Consider the following 17,127-nt stretch of genomic DNA (forward strand, 5'->3'; position numbering starts at 1 on the left):
CTCAATTCCTCGCTACATGTGGACGGTGTGAACTTCCAGGTATAGCCTATGGGGGAGATGTGGACGCCGTCCACATGACTTCAGGGGGAGCAGACCGTGCAGAAGGCCATTTCCCGCGACGGCACCGCCATCGCCTACGACCGCACCGGCGAGGGCCCCGCCCTCGTCCTCGTCGGAGGCGCCTACCAGGTCCGCGACGACCCGCGGTGGGCCGTACTCGCCGAGGCCCTCGGCGGGGGCTTCACCGTCGTCACGTACGACCGTCGCGGCCGCGGCGACAGCGGCGACACCGCCCCCTACGCGGTGGAGCGCGAGATCGAGGACCTGGCCGCCGTCATCGCCGAACTCGACGGCCCCGTCCGCGTGATGGGCATGTCCTCCGGCGCGGTCCTGGCCCTTGAGGCCGCCGCCCACGGCGTCCCGATGAAGGAACTCGCCCTGTACGAGCCCCCGTTCGTCATCGACGACAGCCGCCCCCCGGTCCCCGCCGACTACGTGGACCGGCTCGACGCCGCCATCGCCGAGGACCGGCGCGACGACGCCGTCACGCTCATGCTGACCGCCGCCGTCCTCGTACCGGCCGAGTTCGTCGGCCAGATGCGCGAGAGCGGCATCTGGGGCCACTTCGCCGCGCTGGCCCACACCCTCCCGTACGACGGCCGCGTCATGGGCGACACCATGTCCGGCCGGCCCCTGCCCGCCGACCGCTGGCAGACCGTACGCATCCCCGTGCTCGCCATCGGCGGCGGCGCGAGCGACCCCTGGCTCCAGTCCGGCGCCCGCGCCCTCGCCGACCTGCTGCCGACGGGCCTGCACCGCACCCTGGACGGCCAGACCCACGACGTGGACCCGGCGGCCCTGGCGCCCGCCCTGGCGGAGTTCTTCGGCGGCGACCGGCCCTCGGACCGGCCGCAGGACCGGCCCTCAGCCTGACAGCTGACGCCGGGGCCCGGGCAGCAGCTCGGTGGTGATCATCGCTGCGACGGCGGCCAGGATCACCACCGGCGTCATCCCCGGGATGCCGACCAGCAGGATCGCCATCACCGCGCTGCTGACCGGCAGCCGCAGCACGCTGGCCCCCGCCGCGGCCAGCCCCGCCGCCACCGCGGGCACCACCCCCAGCCCCGGCAGCGGCGACGCCAGCACCCCGGCCGCCGCGCCCAGGAACAGCGCGGGGAAGATCGGGCCGCCGCGCATGCTGCCGAGGCAGAGCGCGTACGCGACGGTCTTGCAGAGCAGCACGGCCACCAGCGCACCCACCCCCCAGGCGTGCGGATCACCGGCCAGCGAGGCCATCAAGGCCTGCCCGGACGAGGCCACGTCCGCCGGGGAACGTTCCGTGACCAGCGCGTACGCGGCCGCGCAGACGCCCGCGCCGAGCGCGCACAGGGCCGTACGGGCCACCGGGCCCTTCGCCACGAACGCGGCCACCACCTGACCCGCCCCCACCGCCTCGCGCAGCACGGCCGCCACCACCACCGCCAGCAGCAGCGCCCAGCCCACGTCGGCCGCGTCCAGCCGGGGCACCGGCCCGGGGAGCTTGACGGTCAGCCCGCCGGTCTGCAGCCCGGTCCAGCGCCCGAACCCGGTGAACACCAGCGCCCCCACCCCGCTGGACAGCAGGGCGGGCAGCATCACGGCGACCAGCTGCGGCCCGCCCACACCCACCACCTCGATCAGCAGCACCGCCGCGATCAGCGGGCTCCCGAAGATGGCGGCGATGGCCGCGGCCGCCCCCGCCACCCCCAGCAGCGCCGTGGCCTGCGGGGTGGCCGGCCCGCGCGCGAGGTCCCTGAGCAGCAGGGCGAACCCGCCGCCCAGGGCGATCAGCGGCGCCTCCGGGCCCAGCACCGCGCCGAACGGCAGGCTCGCCGCCGCCGCGAGCACCACGCCCGGCAGCACCTTGGACGAGGCCCCGCCCATCGCCAGCCCGGCGGCGGGAACGTGCCCCCCGGCCCCGGGCATCCGGGCCACCACCAGGCCGACGCCGATGCCGCCGACCAGAAGCAGCGGCAGCGGCCACCACCACGGCGGCCCGTCCCAGCCGAGCGAGTGCGGCAGGCTCTCCCACAGCAGCCGCTGCAACTCGTGCAGCCCGGCGAGGAACCAGAAGCAGACCAGGGACACAGGGATCCCGACCAGGGCGCAGAGCAGCAGGGTCCGGCGGTACGCGGGGGTCTTCAGCAGCCCCCGCAGCACGACGGGCTCGGGCTGCCGGGCCGGTTGTTGCGCCGCTGTCGTCATGGACCGCTCCTCTCGGGCCGTCGGGACAGCCCGGTCTCCACCGCTCCGAAGAGGACCTTCGCGACGAGCCCGACCACGATCAGATCGGCCACCATCTGCACGGTGGCCAGTGCCCGCCCCGTCCCGTCGGCCGGCGCGATGTCGCCGAAGCCGACGGTCGCGAACACCGTCACCGCGAAGTACAGGGCGTCGGTCCTGCTCAGCGGCTCGGAGAACGACGCCGGCCGGTCACGCGAGAGCAGGAAGTACGTCGCCGAGAACAGCACCAGGAACAGCGGCACGGCGGTGCCCATGGCCTCCAGGGCCCGCAGCCGCGGATGGGCCGAACGGGCGATGGCCCCGACCTGCCAGACGACGAGACCCCCGAACAGCAGCAACCCCCCGGCCAGCGCGGCGACGGCCGCGGCCCCGAAGCCGTAGTCGAGCGGAGCCGTGTAGTACAGGCAGGTCAGCAGCACCCCCGACCCGACCGCCCGCAGCAGGTGCCCCAGCACCACCACGCGCCCGGACCCGCCGCCCATGACCGCTCCTCACCGCAGCCCGACCCTCCCCGCATTCCAACACCCCCACCCCCACCCCGCACCCCACGCACACCCACCCGGGCGCGGCCGGAGCGGTGAACGCGGCAGGGGCCTGATCCGGTTCCTCGGATCAGGCCCCTGCCCTGGGGACGGCCGCGGGTGCTACTTCGCGCCGATCGCGTACCAGTACGACTCCTGGACGAGCCGCCAGGCGATCTCCAGCTCCCCCCTGTTGCGGGGGCCGTAGACCAGCGTCACGTTCTGCACCGGGTGGTGGACGCCCCAGCCGGCCTCGATGACCTCGGCCTCGATCTCCTTCGGGAGCGTGATGTGGAGCGAGCCGTCGTGGTGGGGGTGGATGTGGGCGAACTCCCGGCCCCCCTGGAAGGCTTCGGCCGGGCCCGTGCCGATGCCCTCGGGCAGGAAGAGCGAGCGGGCGTGCGAGACCGAGACGAGCGTGGGGGCCATGTAGACGTACGGCAGCGCACGCATCCGCTCCCACAGCTCCTCCTGCATCATGATCGGGGAGATCTGGGAGCCCTGGCCGTGCGGAGCGGGGCCGAAGACACGCGGGGCCGCGCCGGGGCGCGGGGGCAGGGAAAGCACGATGGTGTTCCTTTCCGGCGGCCGACGGTGAGCCGGCCGCGGCGTGAGCGCTCCGAGGAGCTGTGAAGCTGCGGCTTCCACGGTCCACGAACCCGCTCAGGCCCCGCTGGCGAGCCGGTCGAGAACGCATGCCGACAGCCCGCAGAAACGCAGGAAGGGCCCGATCCGACTTCTCGGATCAGGCCCTCCACCGGGTGAACCCGGCGGCCCGGGCGCCCAGGTCAGCAGTCGGCGTCGGGCAGGGGTTCGGTACTGCCGTCGGGGTGGATGAGGAGGCGGACCGCACCGCCGTAGCGGTCGTCGGTGATCACAGCAGCGGTCGGGGAGCCGAGCTGCTGGGCGCGCTGCTGGAGGATGCCGATGACGACGTCCTGGATGTTGCCGAAGGGCGGGGCCGTCACGGGGACCTCGTCTATCAGGCCCGCATGGTGGGAGAAGACGCGGACTTCCGCGGCCGGAGAGGTGGGCTGCACGGCGACTGCCTTTCAGGAGTTCGGGACGGCTTCGCCGGTGGACGACGGGTTCGCGGTGTACGTGCCGCGCGAGACACGCAGCAGTCGGCCCGACTTGACCATGGCTGACAGGGCGTTGCTGACCGACTTCCCCGCGTCCCGGTACGCACCCGGGGGCAGTGCCCCGACCACGTCGCGGCCGGTGAAATGGCCGGGGAAGGAGGACACCGCCGCCTCCACGGCCCTGCGCAGGCTGGGGACGCTCCAGGAACCGGGCCCGCCCGCACGCGTGGCGGAGTGGTGAGGGTGCGCATCGCGCTGGGCTCCCGCGTGGCCCCCGCCGTGGTCCTGGTGCGGGGCGACGGGCTGGTACCGCTCCAGGTGGGAGCACAGCTCGCGCACCGCTTCCCGTACGGCCAGCAGCTCCCGGCCGTGCGGGACCCCGGCCGGGTCCGCGGCGTCGGCGTCGGCGGGGACGAGCACCGCCGTGATGGCCTCGACACGCTGCAGCGATTCCGCCAGGCGGCGCAGCAGGGGCTCGAGGATGTCCTGCCGCAGCGCGGCGACGGGGTCGCTGGTCGCGAGCTCGATGCTCACGGAACCGGTCAGGCCGCTGTCCGGGACCTCGTACGCGCTCTCGTCACCGGCTGCCGTACGCCAGGACTCCAGGCTCAGGCGGGTCCGTCCCACGGCAGCGAAGAACTCGGGCTCCACAGCGGCGGACGGTGTGAGCGCGAGCATCCCGGCGAGCTGCTCGGCGACCTTGAGGACGAGGAGCGTGGCGCGCGCCAGCGGACCGAGCACGGTCTTCTGTATGGCCAGGGAAGGATCATCGAGGGGGAAGGTGATCCGTTCTCCCGACAGGGCCGGAGCGGCCATCTTCTTCGATACCTCGTCTGTGTTGGCGCGCTGTCGGCGGTCTGCTGGGAAGTGCTGTTCCGGATCCTGCCGCTGGGCGGGCACCGGCCCCCGGCCGGGTCCGAACGCCCCGCGCGTGCGGTGCTCCTGGAGGGCGCTGAACGCGTCGAGCACGGCGGCGGCTTCGACCGCTTCGCCGCGCCCACCGGTGGCGGACGCGCCGGGGGTCAGGCGCCCCTGGCTGTCACCGATGTCCAGCCACCTACGGATCCAGCGCCGGTCCTGCTCGGTGGTGGCGGCGGCGTAACCGCCCGGATCCGACCGGGCGACGGAGCCCTGCAAGCATTCCGCCCACCGGGGGCAGGAGAAGCAGAGCTGACGAGCCGCATGGGTGAGGGCCTGGTTCCTGCGCGTCCGGAACGGCAGCTCCGACACACCCGCGGGCGGATGCTCCAGGAGCGGCTCTCCGAATATGTCGGGCCGCCGCTGACAGGGCAGAAGTGTGGTGGTGGCCGGCAGCATTGCCAGCCGGGTTCTCAGCGCTGTCCTCGTCATGGAAGAAGTCCCCCGATGTCCTCTATAGCCAACGGGGACTCTAAGACAGGGCAATTGCGGACGGCAAAGCCGAACCATGTGTTGTGGTTCGTTTATTACACACCTGAACCGATGATCCATCACATCACCGCACGTCTCGGGCAGTAGTTGTTACGAACCGGAGAATGCCGCGACGCCTCGCGTTCCGTTCGCTCCCGCTCGCACCGGCAATGCCTCGGCTACGGGCCACCAGAACCCCGACGACACAGAGGAATCCGATGGGAACACCGAAGAGCGGTGCGAGCATTCCGACCCCGGACGCGCCGATCAGCAGGACGTCGGCCAGTACGACGGTGATGCCGCGGCGTCCCCGGGGCTGCTTGAGCATCCAGGCACCCAGCAGTGCCATACCGCCGAGCGCCCAGTAGCCGAAGACCGCCTGGCCGCTGAGGAGTCCGCCGGCGGAACCCCGTGCCATGTCGCCCGCGGCCGCGAGGTAGCCGGTCATCGCGGCGGTGACGACGGTCGAGGCGAGCGCGAGCAGCAGCTGGCCGCGACGGCGCAGCAGCCAGACCCCGACGGCGAGGGCCAGCAGCACGCTCATCGTGATGAACGAGGCCATGCTGGAGGAGGCGAGGAGGAAGAGCGTGTAGGCGCCGGCGGTGCCGAAGACGATCCGGCGGAGCAGCCGCACGGCCCAGGCGTCGTCGCGCTCCTGACGGAGCAGGCGGCGGAGGGGGTCGAGGGAGGGGCGAGGGGTCATGCCGGACCGTCCATACCTGTGGCGGGGGTGCGGAGAGCGAGGGCCGGAGCGCCCGTGTTCTCAGCTCCGGAGGCCGGTCCAGCGGTCTCGCGCCGGGTGATGGTGGTCGGCTGCTGGAAGCCCATCTGCCAGAGCGGGCTCGGCAGGCGCTTCGACGTGGCCTGCTGCTCGGGCGCCTCGACGGCGGGGGCCTCTGCCTGGGCCGGGGCCACGGCCTCCATCACACTGTCGATCTTCGCCTTGCGGGCCTCTGGGGTGTCGGCCGCGAAGCCCTGAGGGTCGATGTACTGCGGCAGGTCCTTGTTGTCGAACTGCGCGACGGCCCGCACCGCGTTCGTACCGGCCTCGGCCCGGGTCACCTCGGGCCAGGACTGGGGAGGCTCGTACGCGAAATGGATGTTGTGCAGCCCGACGTTCTCGTTCCCGCAGAGCGCGCCGAGTTCCTTCTGCTGCAGGATCGCCCGGGTGTTGGCGACGTCAGCGAAGACGACCACCCGGCCTTCGGCCAGCCCGCCGTACGTCGCGGAGATATCGTCCCATTTGGCCTTGGCATAGCCCTCGGGAAAGCCTGACTTCTCACCACCGAGAGCCCGGATGACCGCCGGTTCCCACAGGAACATGCCATCTAGCTCCCGGCCGCCCTGGGTCGTCTCCAGGGTTTGGGCTGAGCCGGCACTGATCGTGTTCTGCTCGGCGGCCCACTGCTCCGCGATGAAGCGCTGGGCCAGGACGTGCAAGCCCTTGTCGTTCTTTGGCGCGTCCGGGTGCTCGAGGCCGTGCGACCAGAAGGCGCTGATCGGCTTTGTCCCTTCAGGCGGAGTGAGCTTGGCCTTGTCCCGCGCGAGGGCGTCGATGTACTGCCTCTCCTTGGACAGCAGCGACTTGCCGTCGTCCAGCACGATGTCCTTCAGCCCTGCCGCCACGGCGGAGGCCGAGATCCTCTCCGCCACGGCGTCCGGGTCGAGCCGGGCGTCCTTGGCTGCCAGCTCACGGGCGTGAGCCCGCGCCAAGGCGCCTTTCGCTATGTGTTCCGGTATCGGTTCCGGGCTCACCGTCGCCCGGCCTTCAACGGACGGGGATACACGTCGAGGCTCATGTTGACCGCTCCGGGACGGGACCCGTCGGCGGTACCCGTCGCGGGGGTGATGGTCAGGCTGGCGAGTGCGCCGTCCGGAGCGTCGAGCTCCCAGTAGGCGATGCGGTAGGGGCGCTTGTACTTCAGGCGGCTCTCCAGCTTGGGCACGGCGTACTCTCCGAGCTCGTCGGGGAAGTCCTTCGAGTCCCAGGCGCCGTCCCAGGCCGGTGCGCCGAGCACCGAGGACACGGTGTCGCGGTAGAGGGGCCACGCCTCGTCGGCCTCGGTCAGCACCCGGGCGTTGCCCTCGGGGGTGACTGACGACGCGCCCCATACCCAGTACGAGAGGCTGTGCACCGGTGCCCAGCTGCCCCCCAGCGCGTTCAGCGTCATCGTGCCCCCGGTCCGCGTGACCACGTTGAGCACGTACTCGAACTGGGTCGGCGTCCAGCCGAACTGGGCGCACCACTCGTCCAGGCCCTGGCTGGGCAGCGGCGGGCCGTTCCAGACGGTCTCCCAGTGGACGTCGGTCAGCCCCCGCAGCTCGGTGACGAGTTCCTCCGGGGTGCGGTCCACCGGCGGTTCGAAGGGCGTTCCCATGTCGTGCTCTCTTTCTCGCGTCTCGTACGTCACAACAGCCAACCGGGGCCGTCGAGGGCCTTCGGGTCGGCCGGCCCGTGGAAGGTGAGAGAGATCGTCCCACCCCCCGAGTACCCGCCCTCCTGGAGGTCCAGCGCGAGCACGATCACCGGGGCCAGCGGATTGGGGTACCTCCACTGGGCCAGCCGGTACGGGGCCCGGAGCTCCCGCCGCTCCTCGGCGTCGCCCCACCGGCCCGGAGCGGGCGGTTCCGGGAAGTCCGGGCTGTCCCAGGCGCCTTCCCAGCCGGGTGCGCCCAAGACGGCGGTCATCCGGGCGAGGTGGACCGCGTACCGGTCGAGGGCGACCGCCAGTACGGCCTCGCCGTCGGAGTCCCCGGCCGCCGTGGCCTTCCAGGCGGTGTACGCCGCCCGGGTCACGGGCCGGCCGAGGCCGGCCCGTGAGGCCAGGTGCAGGCGGCCGCCCCGCGGCGTACGCACCCACAGGCCCGACTGGGACCACAGCGGCTGCCAGCCGAAGCCCGCACACCACTGGGCGCGCTCGGCCTCACCGTCCGGTACCCCGGGCCACACGGCACGCCAGTCCACGTGCAGGAGCGCGCCCAGCTCGACGGCGAGCTCCTGCGGCGGGTGGTCGGTGATGACGCTTGCCATGCTCGGGCCTTTCTAGCGGTCCGTCACCCGGCCGTTGTTTTCGCGCGGTGTCGGGGATGCGGGCTGTATCGGCGGTGTCGGGGGTGCCTGCGTGCTCGGGGGTGCGAGCTCCGTCGGCCGCTGCTGCTGCCGCGCGGGCGGGGGACCCGGCGCGGCGACCCGCGTCGCGGTGGAGGGCGGGGGGCCCTGCTGAGGGGGAAGGGCGGGTGCGGGCGCCGGGGCCGGTGTCGGCAGGGGCGGTGCGGGCCGCGGCCGATGTACGGCGGCCGACACCAGACCACCGCCAACGAGACCACCGGTGAGCTGGGCCGTCTCAGCTTCCGCGGCTTGCCGCGCCCGCTTGGTCTCAAGTTTCGCGTACTGCTCCTCGAACTGGTCCTTCTGGACCTCTGCGGTCCGGTACGCGGTCTTGCGCTGTTCCTGCTTGGAGGGCTGGGCGGTGGAAAGCTTGCCTTCCTTCTGCCACCGGCCTTCGTTCCACCTGTTGTCGTAGCCCCGGACGGCGTCCATTACGCCCCTTCCAGCGGCCTTCCCCGTGCCGGCCGCGGCCTTTCCGGCGACACGGCCCGTCACCTTCGCCGTGCCGGTCGCTGCGCCGGACCCGTACTGGGCCAACTTGCCGCCCACCGTGTTCGCCATGTCCCCGACGCCCAGGGAGTCCACCGCCCCGGCGATCTGCGGGCTGTAGGCCCCCCCGAGCAGCTTCTTCAGCATCATCACCACGGAGACCGTGACCAGCAGCAGCATCAGCAACTGCATACCGAGCGAGATCTTGGCGGGCAGGATCATCTGGTAGAGCACAAGGAGCACCGTGAGGATGACGCCGAAGCCGGCCCGGAGCACGAAGCTGTGGATGAACGTCTGCAGCCAGCCCTTGAGCAGCTTCTGCTGGGAGGGGTGGATGCCGATCGTGGCGATCAGCGGCAGCATGATGATCATGATGAGGGTGACGGCGTGCCACAGCAGTGTGAGCGCGCTGAGCACGATCACCATGATGCCGATGATGAGCGCGGCGACCAGGGAGTAGAAGGCCAGCCCGATCCGGTTTCCGGCGTCGCGGCCGGCCCATTCGTCGAACGCGACGGGGTAGACGCGCTTCTTCGGGTCCTCGCTGTCCTGGTTGGCGCCCTTGCCGCCGGCCATGTCCTGCCGGACGCTGTACCAGTCCTTCTTGTACTTGTCCTCCGTGCTCACCCCGTTCGCGACGTCGATATTGGTCATGGACTGCGAGACCATCTGACGAACGCGCAGATCCTCACAACGAGCGCCCTTGCCGTAGTCGCACTCGGTGGAGGTGCTGGCCGGTCGGCAGGTGCCGTTGACGACCTTGCCGCCGTCCTTCGTCTTGAAGATGCAGTTCGTGCCGCCCGGGCCGAACTGACCCAGTGCCCAGGGCCGGAACGCCATCGTGTCGTACATGGCGCAACTCGAAATGCGCAGACCACGGTTCTGGGCGTTGGAGGGGAGATCGCAGGGCGGCTGCATCTCGTCCGCCGTGCCGGTGAGCACCGCATCGGTGAGATAGCTGTTGGCCGCGGCGATTCCGGTGTCCGCCTCGTCGATCACCTTGCGGAAGTTGCCGCCGGTCAGGAGGGCCACGACTGCGATCGTGGTCAGCGCGGCCCAGCCGACGCCGGACCAGGCCTCACGCATCTGACCCTTACGCCACTTCCCGAAGACCCAGATGCCGGTGAGCATGATCATGAGGGGGACGGCCGGGATGAAGACCTTCACCTTCAGCGTGTCCACGACGTTGTCGCGTCCGGTGTAAAGCCCGCTGAGAGGGCTCGGATTGGAAGCGAATTCCTTGATCGATATGGCTACTCGTGTCAGGATCTTCGTTCCGTCGAAGACGAGGTTCGCGATGCCGTTGTTGACGAAATCCATGATCTCGCAGTCGTCGGCGCCGCTGGCGTCCGTTCTGGCATCGGTCTGAGAGGCGTCGCCGATGTCTCGCTGAGTGCCTGACCAGTTCATGCCGCGCATGGCGTTGAGCTCGTACATGGTGTATCGGTCGGCAGCTTCGGGCATGTTCACCGCGTCGGTGATCATGCCCGTGGTGTCGTTGAGGTTCTTGGCACGCTGGGCCTCGTTCTCCCACTGGTTGACGGCGGGGAACCACCCCTCGCCGTTGGCTCCCGGTGAGTCCAATGAGTAGGCGTCGTCCCCCGTGAAGCTGCACGAGAAGTCCGCAGACGCCGTTCCCGGAGCCGCCAGCGTGAGCGCGATCAGCGCGAGGATCACGAACATCCCGGCCCTGGCGGCCCGGCCGGCTCCCTTCACCCGGTCGCGGAACGCCGGGCCTTTGATCGCAGTTCCGCGTGACTTGGCGCTACGGCGCAAGAACATCGGCTTCCTTCTGGGGTTTCCGCAAGGGACGAGGCGGGTGCTGGCACGGCCTGTGGACTAGGAGGGGGTGTAGTCGGTCACGAAGCACCCCTTGACCAGTTCCTCGTTCACCTTGTAACCGCTCGGTATCTCGGCCTTGAACTTGGCCTTGCAGGACATCAGGAAGAGCCCGGCCTGCCTCATGTCCTTGGCCCCGTCGTCACTACCGGGGAGGACAGCGAAGTTCTGCCCGACGAAATATCCCGTGTCGAAGTCAGGGTCACCGGCCAGGGCCTTCTGATTCGCCTCCTGGAACTTTTTCATGTCGGACAGGAGCAGCAGGGTTGCGCGCTTTCCCCGCTCGTCCTTGCAGGTCGCCGTCTCCTTGACGGCGAAGGACGGCTCTTTGAGGCGCTCGTCGGCGTCCGCGCCGAAGTGGCCCGCCTCGAGCTCGCGGCAGGTCCCACTCTTGTTGATCAGTTTCTCGATGCCGGCGATGTCATCCGCCTTCGGCAGGCCGAGGGCGGCCAGCGGACTGTCCCCCCCTTCCCCGCCGCAGCCGGTCAGTGCCGTAAGCGCGACGGCCACGGTCACTGCGGTGAAGGTCTTGGAATAACGCATGGTGTCTCCTTGGGTGAGGCGGTCGGATCGTCTCGGTGCGGGGCGCCGCTACTGCGCGGCAGCCGGCTCCGCCTCGGCCGGCCTCTCCTCGCGGGCGGCCTCCTGCATGAAGGTCCAGTCCCGCACGCTGAGCGGCGGGTCGACGGACTGGCGGCCCGGGCGGGTGGTGCCGTTGGTGTCGGTGGCGGCGAGGATCTCCTGGAAGACGAGGTCCACCGCGACCGTGCCGACCCGCTTGTCGACGTCCCGCTGGAGGCAGACACCCGTCCGCAGCTCCTGGAGGGAGTTGGACACCTTGGTGTCGCTCTCCGGCCGGCCGAGCAGCGGCGCGACCAGCGAGGCCTCCTGGGCGGACTTCTGCTTGAAGGCGAAGACGGTGTGGATCTGGTTGGCGCCACCGCTGCGGGCCTCGGAGTCCTCGATCTGCACGAGGTCGATGGCCTGCTGCGTGATCAGGACGATGACCGCCAGGTAGGAGCGGCCCTGCTTGAGCGCGCGCCGCATCAGGTCGCGGCCGCTCTCGGTCGCGGTGACGACGTACGCCTCGTCGACGAACAGCGCCTTGGGCCGCAGGCCCACCTCGCCCGTCACCGGGTTCTTCTCGTACCCGACGTCGAGCATCTGGCTGCCCAGCTCCACGACGGCCATGAGCGCGGTCGCCGCCAGCCGCTCGGCCGGGTTCCAGCTGCGCGGGTCGGAGGAGGCCGGCGTCTGGAAACCGCGCAGGGTGATCACCGTGCGGCGCTTGCGCATCGCGGACAGCGTCTGCGGCTCCTCCGCGAAGGCGAGTCGCGCGTACGGCAGCGTGCGCAGCTCGGTGAGCAGCATCTGGGCGAGCTTGAGGTCCTTGACGGCCTCGCGGTCCCCGCTCGCCACCGCTTCGTCATAGGCGCGTACGACCTCGTCGACGACCTGCCACAGCGTCGGCCGGGGCACCTGCCGCTCGGCGTCGCGGGCGCTCAGGCCCTGCTCGGTGGCCTGCCGGATCGCGGAGTTGTACCAGCCGACCACCGTGGCCATGGCCTCGATGACGGGCAGGCGCACCCGCTGGTAGTCCTCGTCCCCGAGGAAGCCGCGCAGCATCGTTTCTGCGAGCAGTCGGCCCGAGGGGACGTCGCGGGCGACGACCCACGGGTCGAGCACGCCGGCCTGGCCCTTGAGGAGGTCGACGACCTCGGTCTCGCTCCAGAACTCCGGGTTGACCGGCTGGAAGCGGCTCTCCGGGGTCCCGAGGAGGCCCGCTTCGGCGTCGAGGGGGAACTCGGGGTCGTTGACCTGGGACCCGAAGGCCAGGTAGTAGCAGAGCTGGGCGAAGTCGGTCTTGGGGTCGATGACCAGGCAGCGGACGCCCGACTCCGACTCCTCGTAGAACTTCTGCAGGGCCAGGGACGACTTGCCACCGCCGGAGGCGCCGACGATGGCCACGCCACCGCCGTCGTTGCGGGCGGGGCCGACGTGCAGCGAGTAGTGGACCGGGGTCTTGCCGGCCCAGCCGACCAGGTTGCCGACCCAGCCGAGCTGCTTGCCCGACCGGCGCTCCGGGTTGTCGCCCAGCTCGGTGCCGGCGGTGGGCAGCCCGGCGCCGAGCTGCTCGACCTCCTGGAGGCGCAGGTACGGCGCGATGGGCAGCTTGGGCGCGTCGCCCGGCAGCTGGGACTGGAGCAGCCGCCACTGCTGGCGGCTCGGGCGCAGCAGGGTGACCTTCAGGTCCTGCTTGAACTGCATCTCCAGGACGCGGCGGCGGCGCTCCAGCTCGGCGAGGTCGGGGGCGGAGATGGTGAAGCGGATCTGCGCCTCCATGCCCGGCATCTTGTGCTCCTCCACGTCGTCGACGAGGTTCTGGGCACGGGTGACCTGGGCGGCGAGCTGGGTGCCGGGGGCACGGCCGGAGTTGGCCATGTCGTTCATCTCGTCGACGAGGTTGCCGCTGATCTTCTTCGCCCGGTCCTGGAACTTCAGGTACGGGATGAGGGTGAACCGCATGTCGATCTCGACGGGGAAGTCGACGTGCTGCGCCGCGTAGCGCGCCCACGCGGTGGACTGCCGGAAACGGGTCTCGGTGGGCCAGCTGGCCGCGACGAGAGTGGTCGTGTAGCCGGTGCGCCGCTCGCCGGTCATCTCGTCGTACTGGTGCAGCACGATGTGCGTCTTGCGGTTCTCGCCGGAGAAGTCGACGACCAGGTCGAACTGGTCGGGACCCCAGGCGCGGCTGCCGAGCACCGGCTCGGCGGGGATCGGCAGGTCGCCGTGGAGCGGCTTGCGGATCAGCCAGACCAGTTCCTCGCGGCTCAGCGGGGTGCCGCCGAGTCCCTCCAGGCTCTCGTGGACCTCGCGCGCGACCTGGGTCCACTGGGCCAGCAGCTCCGGCGACAGGTACTCGTCGTGCACGCCCGTGGCACCGGCCGCCGCCACGTCGGCGGCGTTCCGCACGGAGCGGGTGACGCCCGACTCCTCGACCGGGTCGTCGCCGCCCGGGAGCACCCCGCTGTCGCTGCCGGACTTCCGCTTCATCGAACCCAGCTTGACCAGCAGGATGTTGCGCTCGCGCAGCGCGCCGATGCGCTCCTGGTACTCGGCCTTGCGGAAGTTGTACGCCTTGTAGTTCTCCGTCGGGTCCCAGGCCACGGCGTTGAGCTGCTCGGCCCAGTCCTGCGCGGTGATCGGCCGGTACACCTTGCGGTAGTGGCACTCGACGTTGCGGTCACCGCGCGCGAGGTTGAGCAGGGCGCGGGCCGGGGCCTCGGCCATGGCCTGGAGCTCGACGGCGTTGAGGTACTCGTCGATGGCCGTGGGCAGGGCGATGCCCGTCCAGACGGAGTCACCGTGGACGAAGATCATGTCGTCGGCGTACCGGTAGGGCAGCCGCATCTCCTCGCGCCGCTTGGCCTGCTTGGTCCGGTCACGGGAGGAGGAGCCGCCCGATTTGGCCCGGTCGGCCGAACCGCCCTTCTTCGCCCCGGCGTTCTTCTTCGAGGAAGTCAACGCGAGGAGCATGGCGATCAGGAAGAAGGCGACCGCCCCGCCAAAAAAGATCAGCACGAACATGGAGGAGTCATCCTGCGGTCTCGGAGTCTGCGGTCTCGTCGAATGCGCTCGGCGAGGACACGCTCGGGTACGGGGCGGAGGCGGCGTACGAGGAGCCGTGCCGGGCCGCCGTCGCGAGCGCCGCGTCGTACCGCTTGTGCCAGCGGCCCGCCTGCGGCTGCCAGAGGATGACCTGCCAGCGCAGCTCCTCCGGCTCGCGGTCTGCGGCCAGGCCCTGCAGGCGCTTGGGCTGGACCCAGTAGTCGGCCCACACCACCACCTGCTGGCTGAGGGTGAGTGCCGAGGGCAGCGGCCGGCCCCAGACGAAGTAGACGCCGACCGGCGGCCCCAGGTACAGGACCGACGTGATGAGCGACAGGCCCAGGAAGGGCAGGAGGGCCGACAGCGTCAGCAGCACCACGATCCACAGCACGCCGAACCCGAAGGCCGCGCCCAGGGCGGGCAGGAGCAGACCGGGAAGCGGGATGTTGCCCCAGTTCCAGATGCGCTTGGGCCGGTTCAGCAGGTCCGTGTGGTCGTAGGCGACCATGGGCGCCGGTGCGTCCGGCGTGTCCTGCGTCATCAGTCGGTCCCCCTCTCTGGTGTGGCTGCGTGCTCCGCGCCGCGATCGCGGGCGGCACGTCTACGGTCGCGGGCCGGGTGCCGTTCGTCGCGGCCCGTTCCCGGGATCAGCCCTTACCGCCGATCTGCTCGCCGAGGCTGATGAGCATGCCGGCGAGACCGGCGGCGCCACCGATGATGAACGCGGCCAGCGCGATCATGCCGAAGCCCTGGAAGGCCTCGCGCATGCCGTCGCCGCGCTTCATCGACAGCAGCATCCGGATGCCGAGGATCAGGAGGGCGCAGGCCGCGACCGTGCCGCCCAGGGTGCCGAGGATGCCCTGGATCGTCTTGAACATGCCGTCGAGGGTCGTCGCTGCCAGGATCATGATGTGTCCTTCGTTCTGAGGGGCGTACGGATGGTGATGCGTTATGCGAGGCGGTCGGTACGAGGCCTTGCCGAATGGCGCGTCAGTGGGACTTGGAAGCCGCTGGCTTGGGCGACGCGGACGGGCTGGGCGAACCCGAACCGGACGGGGAGGCCGAGCCGGACGGGGAGGGCGAGCCGCTCGCTCCGGAGGCCGGGGTGGCGCTCGGGGAGGCCGTGCCCGGCGTGTCCGCCCGGCCGCCCGTCGGGTCCATGACGCCGCCGCGGATGTCCTTGATGAACCAGCCCTGAGCCGTGTTCACCACGGTCACCCGGTACGAGCGCTTCAGCGTCACCTCCGACTTGGCGTCGTCGGCCCCTCCGCCGCCCCAGACGACCGTCACGCGTGCCGGGACCGCCTGGCCCTGGCCGTACGTGATCTTCTTGCCCGTCTCGGTGCCCTCGGGGGCCAGCGCCTGGACGTCCTGGACGACCGGTGCGGTCAGCGCTCCGGCCAGCCCGGAGACCGCCGCCGGCGTGGCGTCGGGGGTGGTGAAGCGGGTCAGCGCGGTGGTGTCGGACGCGGCCCACGCCTTGAAGTACCCGGCCAGGACCTGGTCCCTGAGCTGGTTGGAGAGCTCCTGGTCGACGACCTCCCCGCCCTTCTCCAGCGTGGGCGCGGTGTCGCGGATGGGCAGGGGCATCTCGCCGACGTTGCCGACGACGCGCAGCCCGGAGGCCCCGGCGAGGTCCTTGACGTACACCGGCACGGAGAGCGTGGTGGTGCGGCCGCCCGTGTAGGTGACCTGGACGTTGAGGTACCGGCCGTTCTTCCCGTACTCGGGGAGCTCTTCGACGGTCCCGTCCCAGCTCGCCTGCTTGACCTGCTGCTTGCCCCTGCCGTTCCAGCCGCACTCGCGGTCGACGCCGGACGAGACGTAGCGGGAGAGGGATTCGCGGCGCTTGTCGGCGTTCTCCGGCGAGTACGTCATGCAGAGGGAGGCGTACTCCTCGGCGAACACCGCCGCCGACTGGACGGGGAAGTCGGTGAGCCGGTAGCGGGTCAGGTCCTGGCCGTCCAGGGCGGCGGGCTTCACGGTGACGGACGACCTGCCGATGACCAGGCCCGTGACACCGCAGGATCCCAGCGCGAAGACACAGGCGGTGATCAGGAGCGTGGCGCGCAGGGCCACGTGCGTGCCCTTGCCGTTGGAGGGCAGACGGCCTCCGGGGCGCGGCACGTCGAACCGGGCGTCCGGCCCCTTGGTACCGCTCCGGGCGGAGGCGGCGGGGGCGGTCACGGCCGGGACGGACGGGTCCTCACCGGCAGCGGCCGCGACGGACGGGTCCGCGGCGGCAGCGGGTGCGGTGACGGCGGCCGGCATGGGGGCCGGGGACGCCTTCCCGCCGCCCTTGCGGGCCTCGCGCGCGGCCTTCTTGCTCTCGTACTCGGCTTTGCGCGCCGCCTTCTTGCGTTCGTACTCGGCCTTGCGTTCGGCCTTCGCCTGCTCCCGCTTGTCCTTCTTCGACTCCGCGGCGGGGCGGTCCTCGCGCGGCGGAAGGCTCGGTACCTGGCCCGGCGGGACGTTGGACTGCGGGGCCACGCGCACCCACGCGGCGGCCACCTGGCTGCGTGCCGCCTCGGCTGAGAGCTGGGGCGCGGCCGGGGAACCGTGCGGACCCGGCGCCTGCCGTCCGGGGAGCGCGGCCCCGGGCTGTGCGGGGTGCCCGGCATTCAGGCCTTCGCCGACCCCGTCCGCGGAACTGCTGTGGTCCGTCATCGGCTCGGTTCTCTCCCCGCGTGTGATCCCCGTCCGCCGGTCGGGCGTGCGGCGGGCCCTGGTGGGACCAGGTGCGTCGGCAGTGTGGCAAATCGAGCTGACATTCCCCTCCCGCTTTTCCTCGCGAGGAGAGGTGAGG

16 protein-coding genes are annotated in these 17,127 nt (G+C 71.1%); 1 reads left to right on the forward strand and 15 read right to left on the reverse strand.

The window, feature by feature from the left end:
• Positions 1–96 precede the first annotated feature (96 nt).
• A complete protein-coding gene (locus tag OG553_RS18210; protein WP_405979993.1) occupies positions 97–933 on the forward strand; it encodes an alpha/beta fold hydrolase in 837 nt (278 codons plus the stop codon).
• Here OG553_RS18210 and OG553_RS18215 read toward each other — a convergent pair.
• From OG553_RS18215 to OG553_RS18285, 15 genes are all read right to left on the reverse strand, one after another.
• A complete protein-coding gene (locus OG553_RS18215) occupies positions 925–2,244 on the reverse strand; it encodes a chloride channel protein (RefSeq protein ID WP_405979994.1) in 1,320 nt (439 codons plus the stop codon). The two genes, OG553_RS18210 and OG553_RS18215, sit on opposite strands and share 9 nt — an antisense overlap.
• Positions 2,241–2,765: a potassium channel family protein gene (locus OG553_RS18220; protein ID WP_405979995.1), complete on the reverse strand. Its 525-nt coding sequence runs from the start codon at positions 2,763–2,765 to the stop codon at positions 2,241–2,243. Before OG553_RS18220 ends, OG553_RS18215 begins: the two co-directional genes overlap by 4 nt.
• Before the next feature lie 162 nt (positions 2,766–2,927).
• On the reverse strand, positions 2,928–3,371 hold the full coding sequence (locus OG553_RS18225; RefSeq protein WP_405979996.1) for a luciferase family protein: 444 nt from the start codon (positions 3,369–3,371) through the stop codon (positions 2,928–2,930).
• A gap of 221 nt (positions 3,372–3,592) precedes the next feature.
• Positions 3,593–3,844 (reverse strand): hypothetical protein, encoded by a 252-nt coding sequence (locus OG553_RS18230; RefSeq protein ID WP_405979997.1) that lies wholly within the window; start codon positions 3,842–3,844, stop codon positions 3,593–3,595.
• Between the two features lie 12 nt (positions 3,845–3,856).
• Entirely contained in the window at positions 3,857–5,023 is a 1,167-nt protein-coding gene (locus tag OG553_RS18235; protein WP_405979998.1) for a hypothetical protein, read from the reverse strand.
• Positions 5,024–5,360: 337 nt separating this feature from the next.
• Entirely contained in the window at positions 5,361–5,978 is a 618-nt protein-coding gene (locus tag OG553_RS18240; RefSeq protein ID WP_405979999.1) for a hypothetical protein, read from the reverse strand.
• Positions 5,975–7,030, reverse strand: a complete 1,056-nt coding sequence (locus OG553_RS18245; RefSeq protein WP_405980000.1) for a hypothetical protein — start codon at positions 7,028–7,030, stop codon at positions 5,975–5,977. The genes OG553_RS18240 and OG553_RS18245 overlap by 4 nt, the downstream gene beginning before the upstream one ends.
• Entirely contained in the window at positions 7,027–7,653 is a 627-nt protein-coding gene (locus tag OG553_RS18250) for a hypothetical protein (RefSeq protein WP_405980001.1), read from the reverse strand. The genes OG553_RS18245 and OG553_RS18250 overlap by 4 nt, the downstream gene beginning before the upstream one ends.
• Positions 7,654–7,682: 29 nt before the next feature.
• Positions 7,683–8,306, reverse strand: coding sequence for a hypothetical protein (locus OG553_RS18255; protein WP_405980002.1), 624 nt, complete (start codon positions 8,304–8,306; stop codon positions 7,683–7,685).
• Positions 8,307–8,318: 12 nt separating this feature from the next.
• Positions 8,319–10,655 (reverse strand): hypothetical protein, encoded by a 2,337-nt coding sequence (locus OG553_RS18260; protein WP_405980003.1) that lies wholly within the window; start codon positions 10,653–10,655, stop codon positions 8,319–8,321.
• 57 nt (positions 10,656–10,712) lie between these two features.
• Positions 10,713–11,255 carry a hypothetical protein gene (locus OG553_RS18265; RefSeq protein WP_405980004.1) on the reverse strand — a complete coding sequence of 181 codons (543 nt, stop codon included), beginning with the start codon at positions 11,253–11,255 and terminating at the stop codon, positions 10,713–10,715.
• Positions 11,256–11,303: 48 nt separating this feature from the next.
• Positions 11,304–14,300 carry an ATP-binding protein gene (locus OG553_RS18270; protein WP_405980005.1) on the reverse strand — a complete coding sequence of 999 codons (2,997 nt, stop codon included), beginning with the start codon at positions 14,298–14,300 and terminating at the stop codon, positions 11,304–11,306.
• A gap of 7 nt (positions 14,301–14,307) precedes the next feature.
• Complete coding sequence (locus OG553_RS18275; protein ID WP_405980006.1) at positions 14,308–14,862, reverse strand: hypothetical protein; 555 nt, start codon at positions 14,860–14,862, stop codon at positions 14,308–14,310.
• A 106-nt stretch (positions 14,863–14,968) separates the two neighbouring features.
• Positions 14,969–15,229: a hypothetical protein gene (locus OG553_RS18280; RefSeq protein ID WP_405980007.1), complete on the reverse strand. Its 261-nt coding sequence runs from the start codon at positions 15,227–15,229 to the stop codon at positions 14,969–14,971.
• Positions 15,230–15,311: 82 nt separating this feature from the next.
• Entirely contained in the window at positions 15,312–16,988 is a 1,677-nt protein-coding gene (locus tag OG553_RS18285; RefSeq protein WP_405980008.1) for a conjugal transfer protein, read from the reverse strand.
• Positions 16,989–17,127 lie beyond the last annotated feature (139 nt).

Origin of the sequence: Streptomyces sp. NBC_00158, assembly GCF_045160885.1 — a bacterium.
GTDB lineage: Bacteria > Actinomycetota > Actinomycetes > Streptomycetales > Streptomycetaceae > Streptomyces.

Coding starts and splice junctions, on each gene's coding strand:
- OG553_RS18215 (WP_405979994.1), bottom strand. CDS start 2,244: ATGACGACAGCGGCGCAACAACCGGCCCGGCAGCCCGAGCCCGTCGTG.
- OG553_RS18220 (WP_405979995.1), bottom strand. CDS start 2,765: ATGGGCGGCGGGTCCGGGCGCGTGGTGGTGCTGGGGCACCTGCTGCGG.
- OG553_RS18240 (WP_405979999.1), bottom strand. CDS start 5,978: ATGACCCCTCGCCCCTCCCTCGACCCCCTCCGCCGCCTGCTCCGTCAG.
- OG553_RS18250 (WP_405980001.1), bottom strand. CDS start 7,653: ATGGGAACGCCCTTCGAACCGCCGGTGGACCGCACCCCGGAGGAACTC.
- OG553_RS18255 (WP_405980002.1), bottom strand. CDS start 8,306: ATGGCAAGCGTCATCACCGACCACCCGCCGCAGGAGCTCGCCGTCGAG.
- OG553_RS18260 (WP_405980003.1), bottom strand. CDS start 10,655: ATGTTCTTGCGCCGTAGCGCCAAGTCACGCGGAACTGCGATCAAAGGC.
- OG553_RS18265 (WP_405980004.1), bottom strand. CDS start 11,255: ATGCGTTATTCCAAGACCTTCACCGCAGTGACCGTGGCCGTCGCGCTT.
- OG553_RS18270 (WP_405980005.1), bottom strand. CDS start 14,300: ATGTTCGTGCTGATCTTTTTTGGCGGGGCGGTCGCCTTCTTCCTGATC.
- OG553_RS18275 (WP_405980006.1), bottom strand. CDS start 14,862: ATGACGCAGGACACGCCGGACGCACCGGCGCCCATGGTCGCCTACGAC.
- OG553_RS18280 (WP_405980007.1), bottom strand. CDS start 15,229: ATGATCCTGGCAGCGACGACCCTCGACGGCATGTTCAAGACGATCCAG.
- OG553_RS18285 (WP_405980008.1), bottom strand. CDS start 16,988: ATGACGGACCACAGCAGTTCCGCGGACGGGGTCGGCGAAGGCCTGAAT.